This is a genomic window from Wolbachia endosymbiont (group B) of Xylocampa areola (assembly GCF_964028205.1).
Lineage (GTDB): Bacteria > Pseudomonadota > Alphaproteobacteria > Rickettsiales > Anaplasmataceae > Wolbachia.
Genome location: NZ_OZ034771.1, coordinates 178,239 through 202,032 on the forward strand (window position 1 = coordinate 178,239; position 23,794 = coordinate 202,032).

A 23,794-nucleotide genomic window follows, 5' to 3' on the forward strand; every position below is an offset into this window, starting at 1 on the left:
AAGCTATCAAAATAGCAAGGTCTTAGCAAGTGTAAATCTTCAAAACGTTGCAGTTACAGTACTGGAATAGCGATAAAAAGAAGTACGAGCCAGATTTAATTAATAATATAAGTAATATCTGGATGGCCACATCGTTCAGCAACTACTTGTAACAATTTTGAACTAATCTTTTCTTGACTGCTTTTTACAGTTTTAATAGCTGTTTTATTAGCTGTTTCATTAGGATTTTCACTATTAGCATCTTTTGTATCTAATAACAAGTAATCTTTAAAATCAGTTTTGCTCCAATGATGAATTGTGCAAGCTAAAGTGAAAAGCAGTAGAGTGCCTGAAATTGCAACGATTGGCCAGTAAATAGTAGGATTTGTGTATGAACTTACTATGTTGCTCAAACCACCTGTTGAATAAAGTGCTAAAGGGAAGGTTATGTTTCCAGTAATAAGAACTGTTCCTAAGATAGGAAGCCATATTCTATCATTGATTAATGAATTTACTTTACTCTTGTAATAGATTGGCTGGCCTGTAAGTTCTACGATGTTCGGATTACTTTTTGCTTTTTCTGGAAGAGAGTGAAACGTAAAGTAAACACGATTACCGTTGCTATATTTTAATACCAAAGATTTGATGCATTCCTCGTCTTTTGAAAGTGTATTTGATATCTCATCTAAAACTTCTTGAGTATCTCTTTTTGTGATCTTGTGCTCCTTAGTACGTACTGCTTGCATAAATTCCCACATAATTCCCAAGGCTAAACAAGACGCTAATACTCCGACAAATATAGTAACAGGATTTATGCTGCCGATGAATCCAATGAATTCTCTTTGCTTCACAGCTAAAACGATTGACGTAATACAACATGCCGTAATAAGACCTACGAAAGGCATTGTAACTTTCTTCTTTTGCATCGTATATTTTACTTTCTGTAAAAATCTGTTTGTCTTTTTATTATCTCCAAGGAAAGATTCTTCAGAGCCATTTGTGTGATATGATGGTGGAGGAGTTGGATTTGCCTTCACTCTTTCTTTTAAATTTTCTAATGTTTTTTGACTATTCCAAGGTTCGCTGTATACTGTTTCTTGAGAAGGTGATCTGCTAACTGATACACTATCTGAACTCTTTTTTGGAGATTCTGTATTTTGCTCTATGGATGCATAAAGAGGTTCTGAACTGTTCACATTCGATTCTTCTTGCCTTTCTTCATAAGAACTTGATTCGCTAGCCGAACTTGTATGTTGTAAAATTTCATTTTCACCATTTGTTTGTTTCGTTGTTTTGCGAGGTTGTGGTTGTGGTGGAATTGTTTGTTCTATTCCACCTCTTTCAGTTATTCTGACGTTTCCTACGTTTGCTGATCCAGGCATATTCGCTCCAAAATTAATTACAATGTTATGTTGATTACGCTATAGTTATTAAGATATAGTGAATACTAATTTAAGAATAAATATTAGTATAAGAACTGCTGATCAAAGATCCTTTCATTCAAAGGGCAATCTTTGTCAAAAAGTAGAGTGACTGTATTTTCGTGATCTTTCTGTATTTTTACCTGCGATATGTCGTGAAATTCCTTGTAATCTGATACTACAAGTGCTGGACGATTTTTCACATCATTGATATCAATTTGCACTATTGTATCATTTGAGATTAGCGCTCCATTCCAACGCCTTGGGTAGTAGCTATTAATGGAAGTCAGTGCAAGTAAATTTGAATTAAGTGGTAAGATTGGCCCACCGGCAGAGAAGTTATATGCAGTGCTACCTGTTGGGGTAGACAATATAATTCCATCTCCTCTGAATTTTTCTACTTTTAGCTTATCATTAATGGTAATATTCATCTCCACTATTTGATTTGCATTTCTAAAGACATACACTTCATTTACTGAGATGTAATGGTGTTTTTTGCCATTTATGTCTTTGGCTTCCATTTTTAGTAAAGTTAGCTGAGTAGGAACTGCATGTTCTATATGATCAATTAGATCTTCAAAGCATTTATTCATCAAAAATCCGACGTTACCGGTATTTATTCCATACACATGTATATCTTTATTTCCTATGACGTAGTTGTGCAGAGTGCGTAGCATAAAACCATCACCACCAACAACTATCAGCAGATCAACTTCATGCTTACCTGCTTCTGCTATATTGATAAAATTGAGTTTCTGTAGTAGTTTAGATACTTCCTGAGACTTGGGTAGCGAAGAAGCAATATAGCCTACATTTTTATATTTATACATGTTAAATAAAGAGGGGAGGAACTAAAAAAGACTCCCGTATTTATCATTAAACTTAGCTATTTTACTATCCTTCTCCCCTGAACCGCTTGTCAAACTTCCAGTCCATGCAGGATGAGTAAGAGGATCTCTATCAAGCTTTATTCTTTGACCTTCTTTTCCATAAGTGGAATAAGTTTCAAACTCTTGACCATCTGTCATAACTATAGTAACTTTGTGATAGTCGATTTCTGCCATTGTTCTTACAAATTTCTTACCAGCTAAGATTTTAGTGAATCTGGTTCATTTGGTCAATCATTATTGTGAAATATTGACAAAAAATAAATAAAGTAGTATTATCAATGAAGAATGAAAAACTTTTTATGATTTTTGCTTTTCCTGGTCAGGGCTCCCAATTTGTAGGAATGGGAAAGAGCTTATATGATGAATTTTCAGTTGCAAGGAACGTATTTGATGAAGTAGATGACATATTGGGTAGAAAGCTGTCTCATTTGATTTTCAATGGCCCTATTGAGAAATTAACCATCACGGAAAACGCTCAGCCAGCTATAATGGCAGTGTCAATTGCAACGCTACGTGTTATGAAGCACGTATTTGGTGAATCTCTTTACAGCGTTCAGTATGTTTGTGGGCATTCAGTTGGCGAGTATACAGCGCTGTGTGCTGCAGGGGCATTGACGCTTGAGTCTGCAGTCAAGTTGCTAAAAGTTCGTAGCGAAGCAATGCATGAAGCTTCACTAAAATGCAAAGGTGGAATGTTTGCTCTACTTGGAGCAGAAATAAGTGAAGTAGAAGGTATATTAAAATCAGCTCAAATTGATTGTGAAATTGCAAACGATAATGGTGGTGGGCAGGTAGTGGTGAGTGGTACTGCAGAGGCTCTTGAGGTCTTACCTGATTTATTCAAAAACTCAAGTGTCAAGAAAATGATAAAATTACAAGTTAGTGGGCCTTTTCATTCATCTTTTATGAAACCTGCTGATGAAAAACTTCTGGAATTTTTAAAAAGCATCAACATAACTCGCCCTTCGATTCCTTTTGTATCAAACGTTACAGCTAAGGAAGAAAGTGATCCAGAGATCATAAGAGCTTTGCTCGCTAAGCAAGTTGTAAGTAGAGTAAGATGGAGAGAGATGGTTTTATATATGACAAGCCATGGCACTAATAAGTTTGTTGAAGTTGGCCCTAACAAAGTTTTATCTAATCTAGTTAAAAGAATTGACCAATCTATCAATACAAAAAGCATAGGTAGCATTAGTGATGCTGATAACTTCTTTAATGAATCATTAATGTTGACAGCAAAAAATTTAAAAATAAAAAGCTTATAACTAACATAAAGTAAAATTTGTACTATTTTTTGCTTTGATTATTGATAGCAGCGGAATGTCAAACATCGACACTAAAGAATATGATCTAGCGTTGGGTGATACCACGGTTAAGCTTTTTATTAAAAGTAGCGATACAAGTGGGATCAATTTTATTAATGTGCATCAAAATGAAGTAACTTCAAAAGGGGCTGGTGAGCATATACTCCAGCAGTTTGGTGGAAGAATGCTATACATTACTCATGGTGATGGTACTCCGCGTAATGTAGAATTTTACTTAAATGGTGAGCGGTATGAATTCGATCCCAATCGCATGTTTGATGATGTAGGTGCAGAAGCTAGCTTAAGAGAGTTTGGCAGTGTTTCAGAAGATGCTTTGAGAGCTGTTAGAAACTTTGCAGAAAGAATTTTAGATTTTTTACTTCCTGGTCAAGATCACGTTATCGCTCTGCACAATAACTACAATTCTCCCAGCTACTCATTCAAGAGCTATTTTTCTCCACCACTTTCTCATGATGTGCTAAAGATTTCTCCAGAAGTGTGTCCGGAAAGTGGAACGGGTGAGTTTTTCTATACGACAGTTGAAGATTGGTTCGATGCTTTAAAACAGAAAGAAATTTTTAATATAGTATTGCAAAATAACAAAGCAGTTGAAGATGATGGTTCTTTATCTGTATATGTAGGGAAGAATAATATTCGGTACTCTAATGTGGAAGCTGAGCATGATCATTTAGAGCAGCAAATAGATATGCTATCTTCTATACACAGTGTTTTATTTCCTCAACCCTTAACAATAGAGTTATAGCAACATGGAACGCACTAACGAACTACCTGTCATCTCGTTTGGCTTTTTAAGTCCAAGTAGCTGTAAAATAGTAGGAGCAATATCAGATAATTTTCCATCTCTCAGTTTTAAATTTTCACAAGATATAATAAATGGAACTTTATTTAGAGTGTGCGCTGTGTGAGGTGTGTTATTTTCTTCATCGAACATACATTCCACATTACCATGGTCTGCTGTAACAATGAGTGCAGTATTACCCACTTCTTTGACAACGCTGAGTACTTTTGCAAGGCAATCATCTACAGCGAGCACAGCTTGCTCGGCTGCTTTTATATTACCTGTGTGTCCCACCATATCAGGGTTAGCGTAGTTTACAACTATCAGCGCAAATTCTTGAGAATGAATTTTTTTTACAAGCTCTTCTGTGAGCTCAAAGGCTGACATTTCAGGCTGCAGGTCATAAGTTTTAACTTTTGGTGAAGGAATGAGTATTCTTTCTTCACCAGAAAAAGGTTCTTCTCTTCCACAATTAAAAAAGAAAGTCACATGCGCGTATTTCTCAGTTTCAGCAATGCGCAGTTGCCGTAATTTATTGTCTTCTATTATCTGTCCCAAAGTGTTGGCAAAAGATTCAGGAGGAAAGAGATAAGGGATTTTTAAGTCCGCTTTATATTGCATCATACTTAAAATTGAAGAAAATTTTGCTACCTTAGCGTAATCTGTTTTGCCTAGCAAAATACTTGCCAATTGTATCATTCGATCAGCACGAAAGTTAGCCAATAGCAATCCATCTTCTGGTTTTATACCTTGATAATCGCCTATTATTGCGGGCCTGATAAATTCATCGGTTATATTATTTTGATAATTTTCATCAATAAGCGATACTGCATCATCATAACGAGGCGCCTTTGCAAATGCGATGGCTTCATAAGCTTCAATTGTTCTTTCCCACCTATTATCACGGTCCATAGCATAATAACGCCCAGAGACAGTGGCGATTCTTATATCATTTTCCTTTATGCTTTCTGTAAATTCTTGAATGCATCTTTTCCCTGAATTTGGCAATGTATCTCTGCCATCTAAAAATGCGTGTATTACAACTTTAATTCCGCGCTGTGATATCTTGTTTGCTAAAGCTGAAATGTGCTTTTGATGCGAATGAACACCACCATCTGATATCAATCCCATTATATGGCATATGCCATTCTTACTTTTTAGATCATTAATAAAATTCTGTAGATTTGCATTATTTTCTATCGTTTCGATTGCTTGATTAATACGCTGAAGGCTTTGCATTACCACTCTACCGCTACCAATATTCATGTGACCAACTTCTGAATTGCCTATTTGGCCTTCTGGTAATCCAACATCAGTTCCACAGGCAGATAAACTGCACTTTGGATAATTAGAGCTAATATGTTGCCAACAAGGTGGATTTGAATTGCTAATAGCGTTGTATTTACTATTTTCTATTCCATTACCCCAGCCATCTAATATACATAAAACGACTGATTTAAAGTTCATATAAAAATTAACATCGAAAACCCTCGATGATACCAAAAATAAACTCTTCTCACAACTTTTGTGTTAAAGTAGGAGATAGAAAAAGCTGCGTAGAGGCAATAGTATATGAGTTTTTTCATAAAATATTTTATTAAAGTGATTGACAGTTGCTGAAGTGTTTACTAAAACACTTGCATAGCTTTAATAGTGAGGTTAAATGAGCTCTAGCCAATATATAAAAGGTAATACTTTAGCAACATCAGGTGCTATAATTAATGTTGATAGATTAGTAAACTTTTTAAAAAGCAATACAAACATTACAAGACTTATTTTACGATATTCAAAAATTAATTATGAAGGTATAAAAGAACTAGCTAAGCTTGCACATCTTACTTCACTTGATCTGAGTTGCAATTGTGTTGGTACAGAAGGTGCAAAGATTTTAGCAAGCGGGAATCTTATAAATCTTACTTCGCTTGATTTAGGAGGAAACGAAATTGGTGATGAAGGTGTAGAGGCTTTAGCCAGTGGAAATCTTACAAGTCTTACTGAGCTTAAATTATATGATAATAAAATTGGCGATAGGGGGGCAAAAGCTTTAGCAAGTGGAAACCTTCAAAAGCTTATTTTACTGAGTTTAGGATGGAATGAAATCAGTAATGAAGGTGCAGAGGCTTTAGCAGCAAGTGGAAACCTTAAAAATCTTATTACACTTAAAGTATATGATAACAGCATTAATTACAGAGATGTACAGACTTTGGCGAGTGGAAATTTGGTGCGTCTTACTTCGCTCATTTACAATTATTGCAGTATTGATGAAACATTGCCAAAAAATGTCCTTCCTCAATTAAAAAGGAAATGTAATAAAAGAAAAATAGGAGAGGAGCCGGATAGCAAGCTAAGTGAGGTACAGACGTCTTTGCATTTTGACAGTAAAGGCTTTAAAGCTATATAAATTCACACGTTTTGTCTGTTTAAGAGAAAGAGAAAAGATAGTGAACTCTGGGCTAAAAATGGGGTGTACAGATTGTATAAAACAATGCTCCCCGGGCCGGATTCGAACCAGCGACCAATTGGTTAACAGCCAACTGCTCTACCACTGAGCTACCGAGGAATAAACTGCTTTCAACTTATCACATTGAACGCCGATTGTAAACGATTTTTATGTAGACTTTAGACCTAGATATCATTCCAGTGCATGGAGCTGTAATCTAGTTCTTATTACCTGATATGCTCATTTGACAGTTAAGTCTTCTCTACCCCTATTTGCATAATACCTTCGTTTACGGTTAAAAGATATCGAGGTAGTAGGGTGTATTAGTTTTTGCAAGCTGTTATTTTGCTATGGATTGCTGTAATGGCATCATCTATTTTATTGTTATCACAGCCTGTTTGGGCAAGTTCGGCATTTCCACCGCAATCCCTTCTGGTTAAAGTAGATACTAGCTCTTTTGCATTGATCTTATTAGTTAAATCTTTACTTACTTTAACAATCAAAACTGTTTTATCCTTTTCTATTACCATGAAGGCTATTACAGTTTTCGGTTTTTGTTGCTGTAGAGCAAATTCCCTTATTATACTTCCTGGAACGTTATTGAAAGTGTGGCTTACGAAATTTATTCCATTTATTTCGGTACTTTTTACAGTTTCTACACTGATAAGCTTTTTATAAAGATTTTTTATTTTGACTTCAAATTCTTTGCGCTCCTGGCTTAAAATACTGAGTCGACTTATTATTTCATTTACTGGTGCTTTTACGCATTCTGCAACTTTTTTTAAGCTAATTTCGTTATTGCGTACATAATTAATTGCTTCTTGACCGGTTAAAGCTTCAATTCTTCTTACTCGAGATGCAACGGAACATTCTGCTGCTATCTTAAACAAACCAATTTCTCCGGTACGCTCCACGTGTGTACCACCACATAATTCTTTTGAATCTCCAATTTTTACAACCCTAACATTATCACCATATTTTTCACCAAATAAGGCCATCGCTCCTTCGTCTATTGCCTCATCCATACCTTGAACTTTTGTGGACGTAGAAAGATTTTCTCTGATTAGAGAGTTTACTATATCTTCTACTGAAGACAGCTGATCCTGAGTGACTGGCTTATTGTGACTAAAGTCAAATCTTAGTCTATTTGGTGCGACTAGAGAACCTTTTTGAGTAACGTGATCACCTAAGATTTTTCTGAGTGCAAAGTGTAGAAGATGTGTAGCTGAATGATTTCTTCTTAAGTCTTGTCTTCTTTTTTTATTAATACTAGCTGTAACTGTGTCACCTTTACGAACTGAACCAGATTCAACTATACATCTGTGTAAATATAGGTCGTTAATCTTGTTGGTATTTTCCACTGTTAACGTACTTCCATCAGACTTTATAAAATTTCCAGTATCTCCCACCTGTCCACCTGACTCTCCATAAAAAGGTGTTTTATCAAGTATAATAGTTATCTTTTCTCCTTCTTTTGCAGAATCAATTACTTCATTTTTAGAGGAAATTATTGCGAGTACTGTTGCATCCTTTACTTCATCACGTTCATAACCAACAAATTCCGTTTTGCCAAACTGATCGATTAAATTAAACCATACTTGTTCAACAGATTTTTCACCAGATCCAGTCCAATTAGCACGTGCTCTTTCTTTTTGCTCTTTCATTGCATTATCAAAACCTTTTTGGTCAAAATTTATTTTCCTTTCTTTCAAAATATCAAGTGTGATATCCAAAGGAAATCCATAAGTGTCATATAGTTTGAATGCTGATTCTCCAGATAGAGTGTCACCTGATTTTAAATCTGCAGTGAATTTGTCCAAGAGATTAATGCCTTTCATTAAAGTGTCTTTAAAGTTTTCTTCCTCTGATTTTAACGTTGTTTCTATTAAGCTTTTAGCTCTGATTAGCTCTGGATAAGCATCTCCCATATAAGCCAAACTTGTGCCATCTATGAGTGCAGGAAAAACAAGGTTCAATAGAGAATCATTATATCCAAGTAGGTGGATATAACGTGCTGCTCTCCTGATCAATCTGCGTAGTACATAATTTCTTCCTTCATTTCCAGGAAGCACTCCTTCTGCGATGAGAAATGCAGCTGCACGAAGGTGATCTGCGATAATCTTATGAGCTACTTTATTTTCCGTATTTCCACAGTACTCTTGCGATTTACTTACCAGAGCAGAAAATAGGTCAATATCATAGTTATCATGAACGTTCTGCATAACAGCTGCTATTCTTTCAAGGCCCATTCCGGTATCGATGCATTTTTTTGGTAATTTTTGTAAATTACCTTCTTCATCTTTATTAAATTCCATGAACACCAGGTTCCAAATTTCAACAATTCTGTCGTCTTCATGTAAAGCGGAATTTCCATGATCGTAAAAGATTTCAGAACATGGGCCACATGGACCAGTATTGCCCATGCTCCAAAAGTTATCATCTGTTGTAATTCTTATGATTTTATCATCTGAAAAGCCACTTATCTTACGCCAAATTTCATATGCTTCATCATCAGTGTGGTAAACAGTTATGGATAGTCTGTTTTTATCAAGAGACAATTCTTCAGTAATAAATTTCCACGCAAATTCTATCGCAGTTTCTTTAAAGTAATCACCAAAGCTAAAATTTCCGAGCATTTCAAAAAATGTGTGATGCCGAGATGTATAGCCAACATTTTCAAGATCATTGTGTTTACCACCTGCTCTGAGACACTTTTGACTTGAGACGGCACGTTTCATTTCAGTTTTTTGCGTGCCGGTAAAGATGTTTTTGAACTGTACCATACCAGCATTTGTAAACATGAGTGTTGGATCATGCTCTGGAATCAAAGGAGAAGAAGGAACTTGCTCGTGATTATTATTTACAAAAAATTTTATAAATCTTTCTCTAATTTCGTTTAGCTTCATCGTTTTTACTGAGGTTATCTATGCATAATAAGTTGTAACAGAAGTAAAATCAATTTATCAATCTAAATATTAATATATACATTACTTAGTATAATAAAAGTAACTTTTACATAAAAATTTTAATAAAAAGATATAGGTTTAAATATTTTATCCACTAACATAGAGAAGTATTTGTTAATTCAAATAATATTTTTGTTAATTAATTTAAGGAGTGTGAAATGCCAAAAAAATTCCAAAACACTAAGAATAGCATGCGAAAGAGAGAAACAACAAATAAGCAGGAGATGGATGGTCCAACAATTAGAATTGTATCTGACTTGGAAAGTATAAAACAAAACAGAAGAGTAGAATTTTTAATTAAAGGAGAGAATTTAATAGTAAAAGACCTCTCTATATCTTCTAGAGCAGCTGAGATAGGCTTGGTTACAGGAATAGTAAATTCAATAGACATTCCTCAAGCAATTCGTGAATCGACAATAGATGGAATTATTTTAGGTCTTAAGAATGGAGAAATAGAAAAAAGTAAAGAATATAATTATAGAGAATTTAAGAAAATATATCTAAAAAACCTTGTAGATGAATTGGGTAAGGATAGTTCAAAAAAGCTAAAAGAAAGAACTGATGAAAATAGCCAATTGAGAGAATCTACTACTGAAGAAATTGATTATCAGATGCAGGAAGATGTAACTATCGAATCAGCTTCTTTAACAAAACAAGAATTCGATTTTGCATCAAGCAAAGTAACTACTAAAGAGATTAATGACGTAATAAATGAAATAGAAGAATCAAATGCTAGTTATGGAATTACTCTTGAAGATATAAGTAGTGTTTCCCGTTTTGATAGTAATTCACAAGAAGTGTTAGATCATTCTATATTTAATAGCACAGATGTGGAAGGGCCTAAATTACCCGAAATAAATGGAGGACAGTATATAGGAATAGCAGGGATTGCTGGTGGTATATTTGGTGGAGTGCTAGCAGTAGCTTTTGCAGGATTAGGATACTTTGTATGGCATAGAAAAAATAGGGAAGGTAGCTACGATGTTGAAAAAGCGATGAAAAACCTTCCTGAACAAGCTCAACTTGAGCATTCCGGATCTACATCAGAAATAGAATCTTTGCTCAGCAATGCTACATCGGTAGCACATCTATCTTCTCAGATTAGTGTCGAGTAAGATTCCAGAGTTTGATGGCACAACAGTGCCATCAACTTAGCTCTTACAGCACTTATATGCTCTGGAACCAAAGGAGAAGAAATTTTCCTGTCTTACAAAAAATTTTATAACTCTTTCTCTAATTTTATATCGTTTTTACTAAGGTATAATAAATTGCAATGAGAAATTCAGATATTAATATATGTATTATTTAGTATAATAAAAATATAAAAATCTTAGTGAAAAGATGTGGACTTAAATAATTTATCTTTTATACATAAGGAAATATTGGTCAGCTTGGGGGTCATATATGTCAAGAAGATTTAAAAATACTGTAGGAAAAAAAAGATCAATCAATAAGGAAAAAAGGAATAGATGGATTAGTATTGAATCAGAATTGCGAGATGTAGAACAAAACAGAACAATATATTTTCTATTGGGAGGAGGTGATTTAAAACTTAAGTATGTATGTATGCTTGACGATACATCTTATCGTATTCTTGTTGCTGAAGGAGAAATAGTGCATGCAGAAAATCCAAAAGTGATGATTGATGATATTGTTTCTGATCTCAAGAGTGGAAAAATACGAAGTTATAAAAGATATAATGCCAAAGAGTTTTATGAAAAGTATCTCAAAGAGTTTTTGAGTAATGAGAACTTGCAAAAGCTGGAAGCTGGTGATATTGAAAATACAACAGCAGAACTACCAAACTTAAAACAAGTAATGGAAGAAATGAAAAAATCAAACGCTAGCAATGGAATTACAATGCGAAATATAGAAAGTGTTCAAAATACGACGAATATTTTGGGTAATCCTATGATTCATGATACAAACTTGAGAGAGTTTAAATTATTGGAAACACCTTCAAACGAGAAAAATAATATAGTGTTCACAGTAGGTATGTTAGCAGTAACAGTAGCTTTGGTAGCAGCTGTACCATTTAAATGTTGGTTTTATAATAGAAAAAATAAAAGCCATAGTAGTGCTCAGGAAGAAACTCCATCTAGTTATTTATTAAGTGCAATAACTTTAGAAAGTGGAACTAATTCTATTCGTTAGCCAAAATATTGCAAAAATAGAACTTTTTTATTATTTTTTTACAGTTTCCTCATTTAATAATTTTTATGCTCTAATTATTATACTTAATTTATCATTACCTGTTGTGTAAACAGGATGAGAATTTTCAATAATCTACATCCTTTAGTAAGAAAAAATCAATACATTCACGATAAATTTACCTCATATCTGTGTTTTATATGTGGAATTTCGAATGGAAAATTATGCAGGCAAAGAAAGAAGAATAGTGAATATAGTTACTCAACATTGGAGTGATATAAAAGGATCAGATAGAGAATGGCCAGAAAGACATGAAATAGACACTGCAGAAATCATGGAGTCATGGCAGCATTGTTTTATCATTGAAGTTAAAGATCGAGGTTATATTTGTGAAAATGCAGGAGAAAAAGCTATTGAATTCTATGGTTTTGAAAAAAAGATGTACATCGATGATAAGTATGCAATTGATGCACCATTTTTGCGGTTATATAAAATAGATGCAGTTATTGATAAACTTGAGACTGTAATAGAGAGTAAATGCTCAATTAACGAAGAGGAAGAAAGTGAAAGTGTTAAAATAAGGCAAGTATTGCTACCAATTGGGAATGAAGAAGGTATAACACATATACTGGGTGTGATTACATTCAAGCTGCTTTAAAATACAATTTTAATTTGATTCTTTAATAAAATTATCTATACTCATACTTAATTACTAATAAAGAACTAAATAGTGGTGTTTATAAATTTGTTTAGAATATGACGAAAATAAAATTAAAAACAAAATCTTCTGTCAAAAAGCGCTTTCACCTTACAGCTAAGGGTAAAGTCATCTCTACTCAGTCAGGTAAGAGACATGGCATGGTAAAAAGAAGTAAATCTAATATTCGTAATCAACGCGGTACAACGATTCTCAATAAATCTGACTCGCGTATAGTTAAACTTTATATGCCTTATGGTATTTAATAAAATGGAGGTAAGATAAAAATGGCTCGGATAAAGCGTGGAACCGCTACTCATGCTCGTCATAAAAAGGTATTAAAATTAGCAAAGGGTTATAGAGGACGGGCAAAGAATTGTTATAGAATTGCATTACAAAGGGTTGAAAAAGCACTACAGTATGCTTATAGAGACAGAAGAAATCGCAAGCGTGATTTTCGTGGTTTGTGGATAATACGTATTAATGCAGCGGCAAGAGAACATGGACTTACTTATGGTAGGTTTATGCATGGTCTTAAACTTGTTGGAGTTGATTTGAATAGAAAAATTCTTGCTGAGATGGCTGTTAATCATAAGGATGATTTTGCTAAATTAATAGAAACTGTAAGTAGTAAGTTAGCAGAAAATTCCTAAAGCAAACACACCTGAAAACATGAGAATTATTTTCATGGGGTCACCGGGGTTTGCTGTTGGTGCGTTAAACTTACTATTGAAATTACAGAGTGAAGTAGTAGCAGTATATACCAAAGCTCCAAAGCCTTCTGGACGTAGGCAGAGGTTAACAAAATCGCCAGTACACATCGTTGCTGAAAAAAGTGACATAGAGGTATGTACTCCTGCCTCTTTAAAATCTTCGATAGAGCAAGAAAAGTTTGGAAATTTTAAGCCAGACGTTGCAGTTGTTGCTGCGTATGGATTGATACTTCCAAAAGAAATTTTAAATATTCCCAAATATGGTTGTATTAATATTCATCCATCATTGCTGCCTAGGTGGCGCGGTGCAGCTCCGATACAGCACACAATTTTAGCCGGAGATCAAGAAACCGGAGTTAGCATTATGCAGCTAGATGAAGGATTAGATTCTGGCCCTATTTTAAAACAGAAAAAATTTCTTATTGAAAAAAGCGATAATTATAAGACGTTGTATGATAAATTGTCTGAATTAGGTAGTGATTTACTGCTGAAAGTACTAAACGAAATTGAAAAGCAAGTTCCCTTAAAACAGAGCGATAACGATGCGTGCTATGCTGACAAAGTAAAAGACTATAAAATTTACGCAAGTGACGCCTGTGAAATTGCTTATAGAAAGGTTAAAGCATTTTATCCAAAAGCATTCATTAAGGTAGAGAATAAACGTATCAAGATACTTGATGCTGAATTTGAAGCCTTCACTTCAGGACAAGGTGAGATCATTAATGATAATATGCATATAAGTTTAAAAGGTGGTACTTTAATTCCTAAAGTTGTACAAATGGAAGGAAGAAATCCTTGCGATATTAAAGATTTTGTTCGTGGCTTAAAATCAAGTTTAACAAAAAAATTTATAGAATAGACTACTTTGAAAGGAGAGTGAGGAGAGCTAAAGCAACTTCTACAATTTGGTATTCCGCTGCTTGTTAGCGGAATCTACAACAAGATACCGCGTTTTGGTGTACGAACATTGCAATTTGCAGGTAATTTGAGTAGTAGATGGTCAGTGCTTGACACTGGAATGGCTTTGTTGCACAGCTCTTCGGATAGTGGGTAATGTATAATAAATTCATGAAGCTATATCAAACTTAGCCATGCCTATTTCAGTAAATTTGTTAAGCAAATAACACTTGAGTAGCAGTTCCTTCTCACGATTAATCTCAGATTTATTCCTAAAACTAAATCCAAATATTTGCTTCAGTCGCGAGAAAAAACTTTCTATATAAGATCTCTTCCAATAATTTATCTCTTTTTTCCACCTCTTCATACCATCTTCATCATATGACTTTATGAGCTTGATTGTAGAATTTCTCTCATTCATATAATCCAACTTTGGATGCTCTACTGCATTATTTTGCGGAGGAATCCTTGTCTTTATGTCAAGCTCATCGCACAGTTTGTATAACTTCTTTCGATCTATCTGCATATATCGTGCTTATGTTATACTTGGTATCCACTCTTTCAATAAGATCACAGGCTCCATAGTGGTCGGAATAAACTCCACTACTGTATTTTGCAGCTATAACTTTTTTACTACCTATCTCTAGCATTACATCTTGTTTGCTCATAGCGGCGATACTTTCTATCTGTACCATTTGCCTTACTATGGCCTGGAATATTATTGTAGATGCTGATACCTGTACTATCTATAGCAATTTCAATATCTTCCATATCGTTCTTATCAACTCTGCAGTCGTTGATTTTGATATTAAGCTTTTTAAACCTTCTTGAAGCCTGCGAATAGCTGATAATTTGCAAAATTTTCCCTATTTGCTCAAGATATTTCTCTATAAATCCCACTGTTTGCCTAAGACCAATCCTGAATAGATAGGTTATTATGTGAATTAGAATCACTACTTTGTCGCTGTAGACATTGTTGCCACCTGCTACTTTTGGACTATTTTCGTACCAATTTTCAATGGCATCGTTGATATAATGAAAAACATTTCCCCTTTCTTGAAGAAATTTGTTATATTCATTGCAGTTACTGACTTTCATTCTTATTGGCATATTTTTCCTTTGTCGGCTAAATATCTATTTTATAACAAATTCCATCAGTAACTGCCTGTTCTTTCCTTGAGTGGTGCAACAAAGCCTGCTGGAATCCAGAACAGGTAATAAGAAGCACTGAAATGACATCTCTATAGAACTCCTAACCAATCAAAAATATTAAGAAATTTACCAAGCAAAAAAAGGCAAAAGAATCCCCCAGTAGTGAGTTTTAACCCTATAATAATGTAAATCGGCATTGTAATAATGTGCTAACGCTTATTTAAAGCGCGTTTTGGCTGAATGTAGAAAAAATAAAAAAGACATGCAGCCGCTATAATTTTATGTAATCTGCCAATATATACCTGAGTTTTTTACTGAATTTTTGTTGTTAAATCTGCAGAGATTAAAAACAAGGATAAATACTCTTATTGTCATGATAAGAAGACTGATGAGGTTTGTCAAGTTGACTCTATTGCATATCCTTATAAGTAAATTAATGTTATCCTTAACTATTGCTAATCTAAAATTTTTTATGTTCATACACTTACGTGTTCATAGCGTTTATTCTCTGCTTGAGAGTTCGGTTAAAATTGAGGAGCTGATTGGTCTTTGTTTGCAGAACAAAATGCCGGCAGTTGCAGTTACTGATTCAGGCAACTTATTTGGCTCACTTGAATTTGCAGAATATGCAGCAAATAAGGGAATACAGCTAATAGTAGGATGCAATATTATCGTTCGACACTTAGAACAAAATTTATCAATACTCCTACTTGCAAAAAATGAACAAGGGTACACTAATTTAGTCACTTTGGTGAGTGAGTCTTTTAAAAAGCGCAAAAATAGCAGCGATATTCCCTACGTTGATTTTGATGAGCTATTAAGTTTTAATACAGGTCTAATCGCCTTAACTGGTGGATGTTTGGCTCAACTGTTATTGGAGCAAGACAAAGAAACGGTTGAAAAACTGCTTTCAGCATTCGATGGTCATTTATATGTTGAATTGCAGCGTCATGGGCTGAATAAAGAGCTAGAGCTTGAAGAAGCTTTAATAGATTTTGCTTATCAGCGCAATATACCACTAGTGGCAACGAATGATGTGTTTTTTTCAAATAGATCTGATTATGAAGCTTATGATATATTAACGTGCATATCGGAGGGCAGTTATGCCCTGGAGAATAACAGAAAGAAGTTAACTACCGAGCATTACTTCAAATCTGTGGCAGAAATGGAGGAACTGTTCAGCGACATTCCCGAAGCAATTTATAACACTTTAGTGATAGCTAAGCGGTGCTCTTACATGCCAAGAAGCAGGCAGCCTATCTTGCCTAAATTTCCTTGTCGAGAAAATAAAACTGAGAATGAAGAACTGAGGGAGCAGGCAGTTGCAGGATTAGAATTCCGCATTGCAAATGAAACGGACATAGACCTTAAACAATACTACGATCGGCTGAATTACGAACTAAGCGTAATAACTTCGATGAACTACGCTGGCTACTTTTTGATAGTTTCTGATTTCATTCGTTGGAGCAAAGCAAATGGCATTCCAGTTGGACCGGGAAGAGGTTCTGGTGCTGGATCAATTGTTGCTTGGAGCTTGCAGATTACAGATCTTGATCCAATAAAATTTGGTCTGATCTTTGAAAGATTTTTAAATCCTGATCGTGTATCGATGCCTGACTTTGATATCGATTTCTGCCAAGAGAAAAGGGACCTGGTTATTGATTATGTTCAGAAAAAGTACGGTTATGTTGCTCAAATAATCACTTTTGGAAAATTGCAAGCAAGGGCAGTATTGCGTGATGTTGGTAGAGTATTGCAAATGCCTTACTCTCAAGTGGATAAAATATCTAAAATGGTTCCATTTAATCCAGTAAATCCTGTAACTTTATCGCAAGCGATAGAGTTTGATCAAAATCTTCAGAAAGAAAGGGATAGTGATGAAGTAATTGCCAAACTTCTTGATATATCTCTAAAGCTCGAAGGAATATATCGTCACGTTTCAACTCATGCTGCTGGAATTGTAATATGCGATCAAAAATTAGAAAATTTTGTTCCCGTCTATTATGATCCAAATTCGGCTCTGCCAATCACTCAATACAGCATGAAATATGTAGAGAAAGCTGGGTTAATAAAATTTGATTTTCTTGGACTTGGTACGCTAACACTAATAGATCATGTATGTCGTTTAATTAATCGTGATAAAAAAAAATTTGATATTTCCTCAGTTTCTTTGATTGATCAAAGAACCTATGAAATGCTCTCAAGAGGTGATTCAATCGGAGTGTTTCAGCTTGAAAGTTCGGGAATGAGAGAAGCTTTAATAAAACTAAAGCCAGACTGCATTGAAGATATCATCGCTTTAATTTCTCTTTATCGCCCAGGGCCTATGGATAACATTCCAACTTATGTTGCAAGAAAGCATGGACTTGAAAAGCCAGATTACATTCATCCATTGCTTGAGGAGGTGTTAAAAGAAACATTCGGAGTAATAATCTACCAAGAACAGGTAATGGAAATAGCGCGTATTCTCTCTGGATATAGCTTAGCAGAGGCGGATTTACTCAGACGTGCCATGGGTAAGAAAATTAAGGCAGAGATGGATAAACAACGTGAACTTTTTGTTCAAGGAGCAACAAAAAACGGTGTTGATTACGACAGGGCAAGTTATATTTTTGATCTTGTTGCAAAATTTGCTGGTTATGGATTTAATAAATCCCACGCTGCAGCATATGCGATTATATCTTACCAAACAGCTTACCTTAAGGCTAACTACCCGCTAGAATTTTTTACGGCCTTGATGAATCTCAACATTGATGATAGAGACAAACTGAATTTGTTTTATCATGCTGCAAAATTCAGTGGAGTTGCTGTTCTTTCGCCTGATATCAGCAAATCTAAGGCTGAATTTTCAATAGAGGGTGAGCACATACGCTACGGAATTGCTGCTTTGCGTAATGTTGGTTTTGCTATAGCAGAAGGAATAGTAAATGCACGCTCAAGTTCTTATAAGGACATATGGGAATTCATTCAAAATTTGGGGCATATAATAAATAAAAGGGCATTAGAAAGTTTAATTAAATCTGGAACATTCGATAGTGTGCACAAAAATAGAAAGCAGTTATACGAGTCAATAGACACATTGATTTACTTTGCAAATAAAAATAGGCAGTCAAATCAAGCTGCTTTATTTGGTAATCTTGATATTCTGAAGCCAAAACTTGAGAACGTGGAAGATTTTAATGAAGAGGAAAAATTAGAGCATGAGTTATTTTCATTGGGATTTTACTTAACTAATCATCCACTTGAAAAGTTTAGAACTCTCTTGAAAAAATTAAATATTGGGTTTATCGGAGAGAGTAAAACGATAAAAACTGCTGGTGTAATATTAAATGTGCGTATGAGAACCTCAGAACGTGGAAGATTTGTTATACTAACACTTTCTGATCCCCACAATGTTTCTGAAATAGCATTCTACAATAATGAAATAATAGAAGAAAAAAGGAATCTATTTTCACCTGGAGCATTTGTGATAATTGATCTTGAAATTTCAGAAAACACAACGAGACTATCAGGAAAGGACATATCTGAATTTACAGAAAAGGTTACTTCTCTAATGAAAGGATTAGTTTTAACTGCTGTATGTTCAGACTCGCAAAAAGTTGCTGAGGAGTTGAATGCAGTGTTGAAAAATGGAGGCAAAACCAAAATAATGCTAAAGTTTCTTCTCGAAAAACATAAAGTCAGCATCTTGTTGCCAGGTACATATTCAATCACCCCCAAAGCTATTTATGAAATATCTCACTTAAGTTGGATTGAAGACGTAGAAATTAATACAAATAACTTGCTTATATAAAAAAGTTTTATATAATTAAAGTGTTTAATTGATATTAAAGGAAGATATAGTGAATCTCTATGAATTTACTTTTATAGCACAACCGAACTTATTGCAGCAAGAAGTAGAAGAAATGGTCCAAGAATTGGCTATTTTGTTGAAAAATATTAAAGCAGATGTTATTTCTCAGGAGGTTAAAGGTCTCATAGAAAGAGAACATAGCACAGTTATAAAACAAGAGCTAGAGGCAAGTACCGAAAGCATTAAAAAAAGTCTGATTGTTTACTCTGATTTTTTGGAAACTCTGACAAAAATTTTGTGGGTTGAATTGGAAGAAGATTTTTCAAATTTAAAAGAAATAAAGTCAAGAATCGATAAAGAATTGAAAAATGAACTAAGTGATACGGGAATAAAACAAAATTTTATGGACCTTCCAGGAGCTAACACTAAAAGTGCATTTATCTATAATGTAGTAAATGCTTTTAAGGAAAATATTTCACAACATCTAATAAAGCCCCTTCAAGAGGTTTTAAAAAGTTTTAAAATAGTAGACTCAAATCAATTGAATAAAACGCTGGAAGTGCTTTTGAAAAATATTGAAGCTTCAGGATTGATAAAATATGAATATTGGGGTCTATTGGATTTTGCATACCCAATAAATAAGATGAAAAGTGGTCATTACTGTATGATGTGTATAAGTTTTACTTCAAGCATTATGGATGAATTTGAGCGTAGAGTAAAACTGAATGAGAATATTATTCGCCACTTGTCTGTACGGGTTAATGAGTTTTTTAAAGGTAAATCTTACATGATGGATAAACAAATTGAGGAGAAAAGTGCATAATGATGAAAAGACGAAATAGTTTTAATAATTCTTACGTGTCTGTAAATAACAGAACTGGCTTTAGGCGTCCTAAGGTCTGTCCTCTTGCTGCATCTAAAGATGAGGACATAGACTATAAGAATATAGATTTATTGTCCAAATTCACCTCTGACTATGGTAGAATATTACCTAGAAGGTTAACAGGTGTGTGCGCAAGAAAACAAAGAAAGTTGCGCTTAGCAATTATAAGAGCACGCTTTTTAGCTCTTGCTCCTTACTGTACTAAAAAAGTTAGGTAATTTATGTTAATAATTTTAAAGGAAAATATAACAACTTTAGGTAAGCTTGGTGAAGTTGTCAAAGTTAAGCCAGGTTATGCACGTAATTTTCTTTTTCCACAAAAAAAGGCGATGAAAGCCACTAAGGAAAATTTAATAAAGTTAGAGGAACAGCGTTTATTATTGGAAGAAGAAAATACCAAAAAATTAAATGCAGCAAAAGTGCTTGCATCATCACTGCATGATAAATTTATTATATTAATAAAGCAAGCTTCAGAGGATGGAAAGATTTTTGGCTCTGTAACCACACGTGAAATTGCAAAAACTTTATTACAAGAAGGATATGATATAAGTCATCATAGTTTATCTTTGGGTGGAATAAGCATCAAAAATTTGGGCGAGTATCAAGTGAATATAGAATTACATAGTAAAGTGATAGTGCCAATTACTATATACGTTGTCAGATCTGAGAAAGATGCACATGAATTAAGGCAAGCAAAGTTGCAAAATCAGAAATCTGAGCAACAAGAGGCAGAGCAAGATGCGAGTAAAGAAGCTGCTGATGCTGATGATAGCTGATCAAAGATGATCCCTTGTTATAGTCGTAAAGAAATGTCTTCCATTGCTAGGCTGGTATCATCCCAGTGCTCCCCTCATGTCATTCCAGTGCATGACACTGGAATGACACCATTATTGGAATAAATCAAAAATGATTCCACGCTATAGCCGCAAAGAAATCTCTTCTATTTGGGAAGAAAAAAATAAGTTCAACATATGGCTCAAAATAGAAAAATTAGCATGTGAAGCTCAAGCAAAATTAAAAGTTATTCCAAATGATGTTGCTGAAAAGCTCTCTGGTGCTATTGAATTTGATATTGAGCGTATTAACGAAATTGAATCCATTGTAAAACATGATGTTATAGCCTTTTTGACATATATTGCTGAAAAAGCGGGAGTTGATGTTCGTTATCTCCATTACGGAATGACAAGTTCTGATGTTTTAGATACATGCTTTGCAGTGCAGTTGAAAGAGTCATGTGATATTTTACTCAAGAATCTAAAAAATTTACTTATAGTATTGAAAAAAAAAGCTGAGGACTATAAAGATATTGTTTGTGTTGGGCGCAGTCATGGAATGCATGCAGAACCAATAACTCTTGGATTAAAATTTGCTAGATTTTATGCTGAATTTAAACGCAATTATCAGAGATTAATTAGCGCGCAAAAAGAGATCTCAATTTGTAAAATATCAGGTGCAGTAGGTAATTTTACAAATATTAATCCATTTGTTGAAGAGTATGTAGCGAAAGAAATGGGACTCATACCTGAAACCATATCGTCTCAAGTCATCCCTCGTGATAGACATGCCATGTTCTTTTCAATTTTGGGAGTAATTGCAAGCTCAATAGAAAATATTGCAATTGAGATTCGTCATTTGCAAAGAACTGAAGTCGGCGAAATCTCTGAATATTTTTCCACTGGACAGAAGGGAAGTTCTGCTATGCCGCATAAGTGTAATCCTATTTTAAGTGAGAATTTGACTGGGCTCTCACGCTTAGTACGCAGCTACGTTTTTCCTGCATTAGAAAATGTTGCATTATGGCACGAACGAGATATATCGCACTCGTCTGTGGAAAGGTGCATTGCTCCTGATGCTTGTATAGCAATGGATTTTGCTTTAGTACGATTAACAGATTTGATAGATAAATTGGTGATCAATAAGGAAAATATTGAAAAGAACTTAAATTCTTCAAAAGGCTTGGTTTTTTCACAACGAGTATTACTCGAGTTGGTAAATAGTGGTTTGGCGAGGGAAGAGGCGTATAAAATTGTTCAGAGCAATGCAATGAAAGTGAAACAAAACAATAGTGATTTTCTGGCCGAACTGAAACAAGATAAATCCTTACTTGAAGTTATTAACTCTAAAAAACTTGAATCTTTGTTTGATTTGAAGTATTATACGAAGCATGTAGATCATATATATAGCAAGGTTTTTAATGAGGCTGAGTAGCTCAGTGGTAGAGCAGGAGGATCATAATCTCTTGGTCGGGGGTTCAAATCCCTCCTCAGCCACTCAAGCTAAGCTATGGTTTGGCGATAGCAGCGCATTTGACAAAATAACGTGATTCATTGTCAATTAACTGAAGTCTTTTTTCAGTTGTTCATATAGTATATGGAATAATGTATGTGAAGTGATAAAGATACAACATTTGTTGTATCTATTCAGGGGAATGGCTAATGGTATCCGTTCAAGAAAGTGGTAAGGTAGATGAGAAAAGACAACTAAATGAATTTCATCCGAGTAGCTGACACTGACATCTATATAAAGACAATCTAATGCACTCATTTAAAGTGAAGTTTTCTGGATCCCAGTGTCTAGGCACTGGGATGAAAAGAGTTGACTTGAATGACACCGAATAGGCACTGGGACAGAGGCTACTTGAATAATATTTCACCATGTCATTCCAGCACTTGATGCTGGAATGGCTTTGTTGCACCACTCAAGGAAAGAACAGGCAGTTACTGATGGAATTTGTTATAAAATAGATATTTAGCCGACAAAGGAAAAATATGCCAATAAGAATGAAAGTCAGTAACTGCAATGAATATAACAAATTTCTTCAAGAAAGGGGAAATGTTTTTCATTATATCAACGATGCCATTGAAAATTGGTACGAAAATAGTCCAAAAGTAGCAGGTGGCAACAATGTCTACAGCGACAAAGTAGTGATTCTAATTCACATAATAACCTATCTATTCAGGATTGGTCTTAGGCAAACAGTGGGATTTATAGAGAAATATCTTGAGCAAATAGGGAAAATTTTGCAAATTATCAGCTATTCGCAGGCTTCAAGAAGGTTTAAAAAGCTTAATATCAAAATCAACGACTGCAGAGTTGATAAGAACGATATGGAAGATATTGAAATTGCTATAGATAGTACAGGTATCAGCATCTACAATAATATTCCAGGCCATAGTAAGGCAAATGGTACAGATAGAAAGTATCGCCGCTATGAGCAAACAAGATGTAATGCTAGAGATAGGTAGTAAAAAAGTTATAGCTGCAAAATACAGTAGTGGAGTTTATTCCGACCACTATGGAGCCTGTGATCTTATTGAAAGAGTGGATACCAAGTATAACATAAGCACGATATATGCAGATAGATCGAAAGAAGTTATACAAACTGTGCGATGAGCTTGACATAAAGACAAGGATTCCTCCGCAAAATAATGCAGTAGAGCATCCAAAGTTGGATTATATGAATGAGAGAAATTCTACAATCAAGCTCATAAAGTCATATGATGAAGATGGTATGAAGAGGTGGAAAAAAGAGATAAATTATTGGAAGAGATCTTATATAGAAAGTTTTTTCTCGCGACTGAAGCAAATATTTGGATTTAGTTTTAGGAATAAATCTGAGATTAATCGTGAGAAGGAACTGCTACTCAAGTGTTATTTGCTTAACAAATTTACTGAAATAGGCATGGCTAAGTTTGATATAGCTTCATGA

The 23,794-nt window shown here is 34.5% G+C and carries 25 protein-coding genes and 2 tRNA genes; 18 read left to right on the forward strand and 9 right to left on the reverse strand.

Annotated elements, in window-relative coordinates; all coding sequences use genetic code 11:
• Positions 1-95: 95 nt before the first annotated feature.
• From ABWU35_RS00850 to rpmE, 3 genes are all read right to left on the reverse strand, one after another.
• Entirely contained in the window at positions 96-1,361 is a 1,266-nt protein-coding gene (locus tag ABWU35_RS00850) for a hypothetical protein (RefSeq protein ID WP_264685558.1), read from the reverse strand.
• 83 nt (positions 1,362-1,444) lie between these two features.
• Positions 1,445-2,230, reverse strand: coding sequence for an NAD kinase (locus tag ABWU35_RS00855; protein WP_264685559.1), 786 nt, complete (start codon positions 2,228-2,230; stop codon positions 1,445-1,447).
• Positions 2,231-2,251: 21 nt separating this feature from the next.
• Entirely contained in the window at positions 2,252-2,464 is a 213-nt protein-coding gene (gene rpmE / locus ABWU35_RS00860) for a 50S ribosomal protein L31 (protein ID WP_006013575.1), read from the reverse strand.
• Between the two features lie 125 nt (positions 2,465-2,589).
• On the opposite strand from rpmE, the gene fabD reads away from it, so the two are divergent.
• Together fabD and ABWU35_RS00870 are read left to right on the forward strand one after the other, a co-directional pair.
• Positions 2,590-3,555, forward strand: a complete 966-nt coding sequence (gene fabD / locus ABWU35_RS00865; RefSeq protein ID WP_012481879.1) for an ACP S-malonyltransferase — start codon at positions 2,590-2,592, stop codon at positions 3,553-3,555.
• Between the two features lie 55 nt (positions 3,556-3,610).
• Positions 3,611-4,357, forward strand: a complete 747-nt coding sequence (locus ABWU35_RS00870) for a hypothetical protein (protein ID WP_007302088.1) — start codon at positions 3,611-3,613, stop codon at positions 4,355-4,357.
• Here the strand turns inward: ABWU35_RS00870 and gpmI are convergent.
• Positions 4,352-5,860, reverse strand: coding sequence for a 2,3-bisphosphoglycerate-independent phosphoglycerate mutase (gene gpmI, locus ABWU35_RS00875; RefSeq protein ID WP_007302087.1), 1,509 nt, complete (start codon positions 5,858-5,860; stop codon positions 4,352-4,354). The genes ABWU35_RS00870 and gpmI overlap by 6 nt on opposite strands.
• A 196-nt stretch (positions 5,861-6,056) precedes the next feature.
• On the opposite strand from gpmI, the gene ABWU35_RS00880 reads away from it, so the two are divergent.
• Entirely contained in the window at positions 6,057-6,794 is a 738-nt protein-coding gene (locus ABWU35_RS00880; RefSeq protein ID WP_007302086.1) for a hypothetical protein, read from the forward strand.
• Between the two features lie 87 nt (positions 6,795-6,881).
• On the opposite strand, the gene ABWU35_RS00885 is transcribed toward ABWU35_RS00880, so the two are convergent.
• Positions 6,882-6,953, reverse strand: a tRNA-Asn gene (locus tag ABWU35_RS00885).
• Between the two features lie 203 nt (positions 6,954-7,156).
• A complete protein-coding gene (gene alaS / locus ABWU35_RS00890; protein WP_007302085.1) occupies positions 7,157-9,739 on the reverse strand; it encodes an alanine--tRNA ligase in 2,583 nt (860 codons plus the stop codon).
• Between the two features lie 218 nt (positions 9,740-9,957).
• Here alaS and ABWU35_RS00895 point away from each other — a divergent pair, with 218 nt between their 5' ends.
• The 6 genes from ABWU35_RS00895 (at position 9,958) to fmt (ending at position 14,219) form a co-directional block, all read left to right on the forward strand.
• Positions 9,958-10,914 (forward strand): hypothetical protein, encoded by a 957-nt coding sequence (locus tag ABWU35_RS00895; protein WP_264684953.1) that lies wholly within the window; start codon positions 9,958-9,960, stop codon positions 10,912-10,914.
• 289 nt (positions 10,915-11,203) lie between these two features.
• Complete coding sequence (locus tag ABWU35_RS00900) at positions 11,204-11,953, forward strand: hypothetical protein (protein WP_264685560.1); 750 nt, start codon at positions 11,204-11,206, stop codon at positions 11,951-11,953.
• Between the two features lie 211 nt (positions 11,954-12,164).
• Positions 12,165-12,608: a PAS domain-containing protein gene (locus ABWU35_RS00905; RefSeq protein WP_019236701.1), complete on the forward strand. Its 444-nt coding sequence runs from the start codon at positions 12,165-12,167 to the stop codon at positions 12,606-12,608.
• Positions 12,609-12,706: 98 nt separating this feature from the next.
• Complete coding sequence (gene rpmI, locus ABWU35_RS00910) at positions 12,707-12,913, forward strand: 50S ribosomal protein L35 (protein WP_006013548.1); 207 nt, start codon at positions 12,707-12,709, stop codon at positions 12,911-12,913.
• A 21-nt stretch (positions 12,914-12,934) separates the two neighbouring features.
• Complete coding sequence (gene rplT, locus ABWU35_RS00915) at positions 12,935-13,300, forward strand: 50S ribosomal protein L20 (protein ID WP_007302081.1); 366 nt, start codon at positions 12,935-12,937, stop codon at positions 13,298-13,300.
• Positions 13,301-13,319: 19 nt separating this feature from the next.
• The gene (fmt, locus tag ABWU35_RS00920; RefSeq protein ID WP_012481877.1) at positions 13,320-14,219 is read left to right on the forward strand and encodes a methionyl-tRNA formyltransferase; all 900 of its coding nucleotides are present in this window, start codon (positions 13,320-13,322) and stop codon (positions 14,217-14,219) included.
• 207 nt (positions 14,220-14,426) lie between these two features.
• Here the strand turns inward: fmt and ABWU35_RS00925 are convergent, their stop codons facing one another.
• From ABWU35_RS00925 to ABWU35_RS00935, 3 genes are read right to left on the reverse strand one after another with little or no spacing between them, the layout of a single operon-like run.
• Positions 14,427-14,783, reverse strand: coding sequence for a transposase (locus ABWU35_RS00925; protein WP_007301972.1), 357 nt, complete (start codon positions 14,781-14,783; stop codon positions 14,427-14,429).
• Positions 14,743-14,925: a hypothetical protein gene (locus ABWU35_RS00930; RefSeq protein ID WP_038227351.1), complete on the reverse strand. Its 183-nt coding sequence runs from the start codon at positions 14,923-14,925 to the stop codon at positions 14,743-14,745. The genes ABWU35_RS00925 and ABWU35_RS00930 overlap by 41 nt, the downstream gene beginning before the upstream one ends.
• Positions 14,891-15,367 carry a transposase gene (locus tag ABWU35_RS00935; protein ID WP_019236989.1) on the reverse strand — a complete coding sequence of 159 codons (477 nt, stop codon included), beginning with the start codon at positions 15,365-15,367 and terminating at the stop codon, positions 14,891-14,893. The genes ABWU35_RS00930 and ABWU35_RS00935 overlap by 35 nt, the downstream gene beginning before the upstream one ends.
• Before the next feature lie 514 nt (positions 15,368-15,881).
• On the opposite strand from ABWU35_RS00935, the gene dnaE reads away from it, so the two are divergent.
• The 9 genes from dnaE (at position 15,882) to ABWU35_RS00985 (ending at position 23,794) form a co-directional block, all read left to right on the forward strand.
• Positions 15,882-19,202, forward strand: a complete 3,321-nt coding sequence (dnaE, locus tag ABWU35_RS00940) for a DNA polymerase III subunit alpha (protein ID WP_096097239.1) — start codon at positions 15,882-15,884, stop codon at positions 19,200-19,202.
• Positions 19,203-19,251: 49 nt separating this feature from the next.
• Positions 19,252-20,025 carry a 30S ribosomal protein S6 gene (rpsF, locus tag ABWU35_RS00945; protein WP_052264806.1) on the forward strand — a complete coding sequence of 258 codons (774 nt, stop codon included), beginning with the start codon at positions 19,252-19,254 and terminating at the stop codon, positions 20,023-20,025.
• Positions 20,025-20,303, forward strand: a complete 279-nt coding sequence (gene rpsR / locus ABWU35_RS00950) for a 30S ribosomal protein S18 (protein WP_015587948.1) — start codon at positions 20,025-20,027, stop codon at positions 20,301-20,303. The genes rpsF and rpsR overlap by 1 nt, the downstream gene beginning before the upstream one ends.
• A gap of 3 nt (positions 20,304-20,306) precedes the next feature.
• Complete coding sequence (gene rplI / locus ABWU35_RS00955) at positions 20,307-20,861, forward strand: 50S ribosomal protein L9 (protein ID WP_007302077.1); 555 nt, start codon at positions 20,307-20,309, stop codon at positions 20,859-20,861.
• A 130-nt stretch (positions 20,862-20,991) separates the two neighbouring features.
• A complete protein-coding gene (purB, locus tag ABWU35_RS00960; RefSeq protein ID WP_007302075.1) occupies positions 20,992-22,293 on the forward strand; it encodes an adenylosuccinate lyase in 1,302 nt (433 codons plus the stop codon).
• A tRNA-Met gene (locus ABWU35_RS00965) sits at positions 22,284-22,355 on the forward strand. Before purB ends, ABWU35_RS00965 begins: the two co-directional genes overlap by 10 nt.
• 498 nt (positions 22,356-22,853) lie before the next feature.
• Positions 22,854-23,330, forward strand: coding sequence for a transposase (locus tag ABWU35_RS00975; protein ID WP_019236989.1), 477 nt, complete (start codon positions 22,854-22,856; stop codon positions 23,328-23,330).
• Entirely contained in the window at positions 23,296-23,478 is a 183-nt protein-coding gene (locus tag ABWU35_RS00980) for a hypothetical protein (protein WP_038227351.1), read from the forward strand. The genes ABWU35_RS00975 and ABWU35_RS00980 overlap by 35 nt, the downstream gene beginning before the upstream one ends.
• Positions 23,438-23,794, forward strand: coding sequence for a transposase (locus ABWU35_RS00985; RefSeq protein ID WP_007301972.1), 357 nt, complete (start codon positions 23,438-23,440; stop codon positions 23,792-23,794). Before ABWU35_RS00980 ends, ABWU35_RS00985 begins: the two co-directional genes overlap by 41 nt.

Excerpts from the sequence above, each read along its gene's own strand:
- ABWU35_RS00850 (WP_264685558.1), bottom strand. The coding sequence starts at position 1,361 with ATGCCTGGATCAGCAAACGTAGGAAACGTCAGAATAACTGAAAGAGGT.
- ABWU35_RS00880 (WP_007302086.1), top strand. The coding sequence starts at position 6,057 with ATGAGCTCTAGCCAATATATAAAAGGTAATACTTTAGCAACATCAGGT.
- ABWU35_RS00930 (WP_038227351.1), bottom strand. The coding sequence starts at position 14,925 with ATGAGCAAACAAGATGTAATGCTAGAGATAGGTAGTAAAAAAGTTATA.
- ABWU35_RS00985 (WP_007301972.1), top strand. The coding sequence starts at position 23,438 with ATGCAGATAGATCGAAAGAAGTTATACAAACTGTGCGATGAGCTTGAC.
- dnaE (WP_096097239.1), top strand. The coding sequence starts at position 15,882 with ATGTTCATACACTTACGTGTTCATAGCGTTTATTCTCTGCTTGAGAGT.
- fmt (WP_012481877.1), top strand. The coding sequence starts at position 13,320 with ATGAGAATTATTTTCATGGGGTCACCGGGGTTTGCTGTTGGTGCGTTA.
- rpmI (WP_006013548.1), top strand. The coding sequence starts at position 12,707 with ATGACGAAAATAAAATTAAAAACAAAATCTTCTGTCAAAAAGCGCTTT.
- ABWU35_RS00935 (WP_019236989.1), bottom strand. The coding sequence starts at position 15,367 with ATGCCAATAAGAATGAAAGTCAGTAACTGCAATGAATATAACAAATTT.
- fabD (WP_012481879.1), top strand. The coding sequence starts at position 2,590 with ATGATTTTTGCTTTTCCTGGTCAGGGCTCCCAATTTGTAGGAATGGGA.
- ABWU35_RS00975 (WP_019236989.1), top strand. The coding sequence starts at position 22,854 with ATGCCAATAAGAATGAAAGTCAGTAACTGCAATGAATATAACAAATTT.
- ABWU35_RS00900 (WP_264685560.1), top strand. The coding sequence starts at position 11,204 with ATGTCAAGAAGATTTAAAAATACTGTAGGAAAAAAAAGATCAATCAAT.
- alaS (WP_007302085.1), bottom strand. The coding sequence starts at position 9,739 with ATGAAGCTAAACGAAATTAGAGAAAGATTTATAAAATTTTTTGTAAAT.
- ABWU35_RS00980 (WP_038227351.1), top strand. The coding sequence starts at position 23,296 with ATGAGCAAACAAGATGTAATGCTAGAGATAGGTAGTAAAAAAGTTATA.
- purB (WP_007302075.1), top strand. The coding sequence starts at position 20,992 with ATGATTCCACGCTATAGCCGCAAAGAAATCTCTTCTATTTGGGAAGAA.
- ABWU35_RS00870 (WP_007302088.1), top strand. The coding sequence starts at position 3,611 with ATGTCAAACATCGACACTAAAGAATATGATCTAGCGTTGGGTGATACC.
- rplI (WP_007302077.1), top strand. The coding sequence starts at position 20,307 with ATGTTAATAATTTTAAAGGAAAATATAACAACTTTAGGTAAGCTTGGT.
- ABWU35_RS00925 (WP_007301972.1), bottom strand. The coding sequence starts at position 14,783 with ATGCAGATAGATCGAAAGAAGTTATACAAACTGTGCGATGAGCTTGAC.
- ABWU35_RS00855 (WP_264685559.1), bottom strand. The coding sequence starts at position 2,230 with ATGTATAAATATAAAAATGTAGGCTATATTGCTTCTTCGCTACCCAAG.
- gpmI (WP_007302087.1), bottom strand. The coding sequence starts at position 5,860 with ATGAACTTTAAATCAGTCGTTTTATGTATATTAGATGGCTGGGGTAAT.
- ABWU35_RS00905 (WP_019236701.1), top strand. The coding sequence starts at position 12,165 with ATGGAAAATTATGCAGGCAAAGAAAGAAGAATAGTGAATATAGTTACT.
- rpsR (WP_015587948.1), top strand. The coding sequence starts at position 20,025 with ATGATGAAAAGACGAAATAGTTTTAATAATTCTTACGTGTCTGTAAAT.
- rplT (WP_007302081.1), top strand. The coding sequence starts at position 12,935 with ATGGCTCGGATAAAGCGTGGAACCGCTACTCATGCTCGTCATAAAAAG.
- rpmE (WP_006013575.1), bottom strand. The coding sequence starts at position 2,464 with ATGGCAGAAATCGACTATCACAAAGTTACTATAGTTATGACAGATGGT.
- ABWU35_RS00895 (WP_264684953.1), top strand. The coding sequence starts at position 9,958 with ATGCCAAAAAAATTCCAAAACACTAAGAATAGCATGCGAAAGAGAGAA.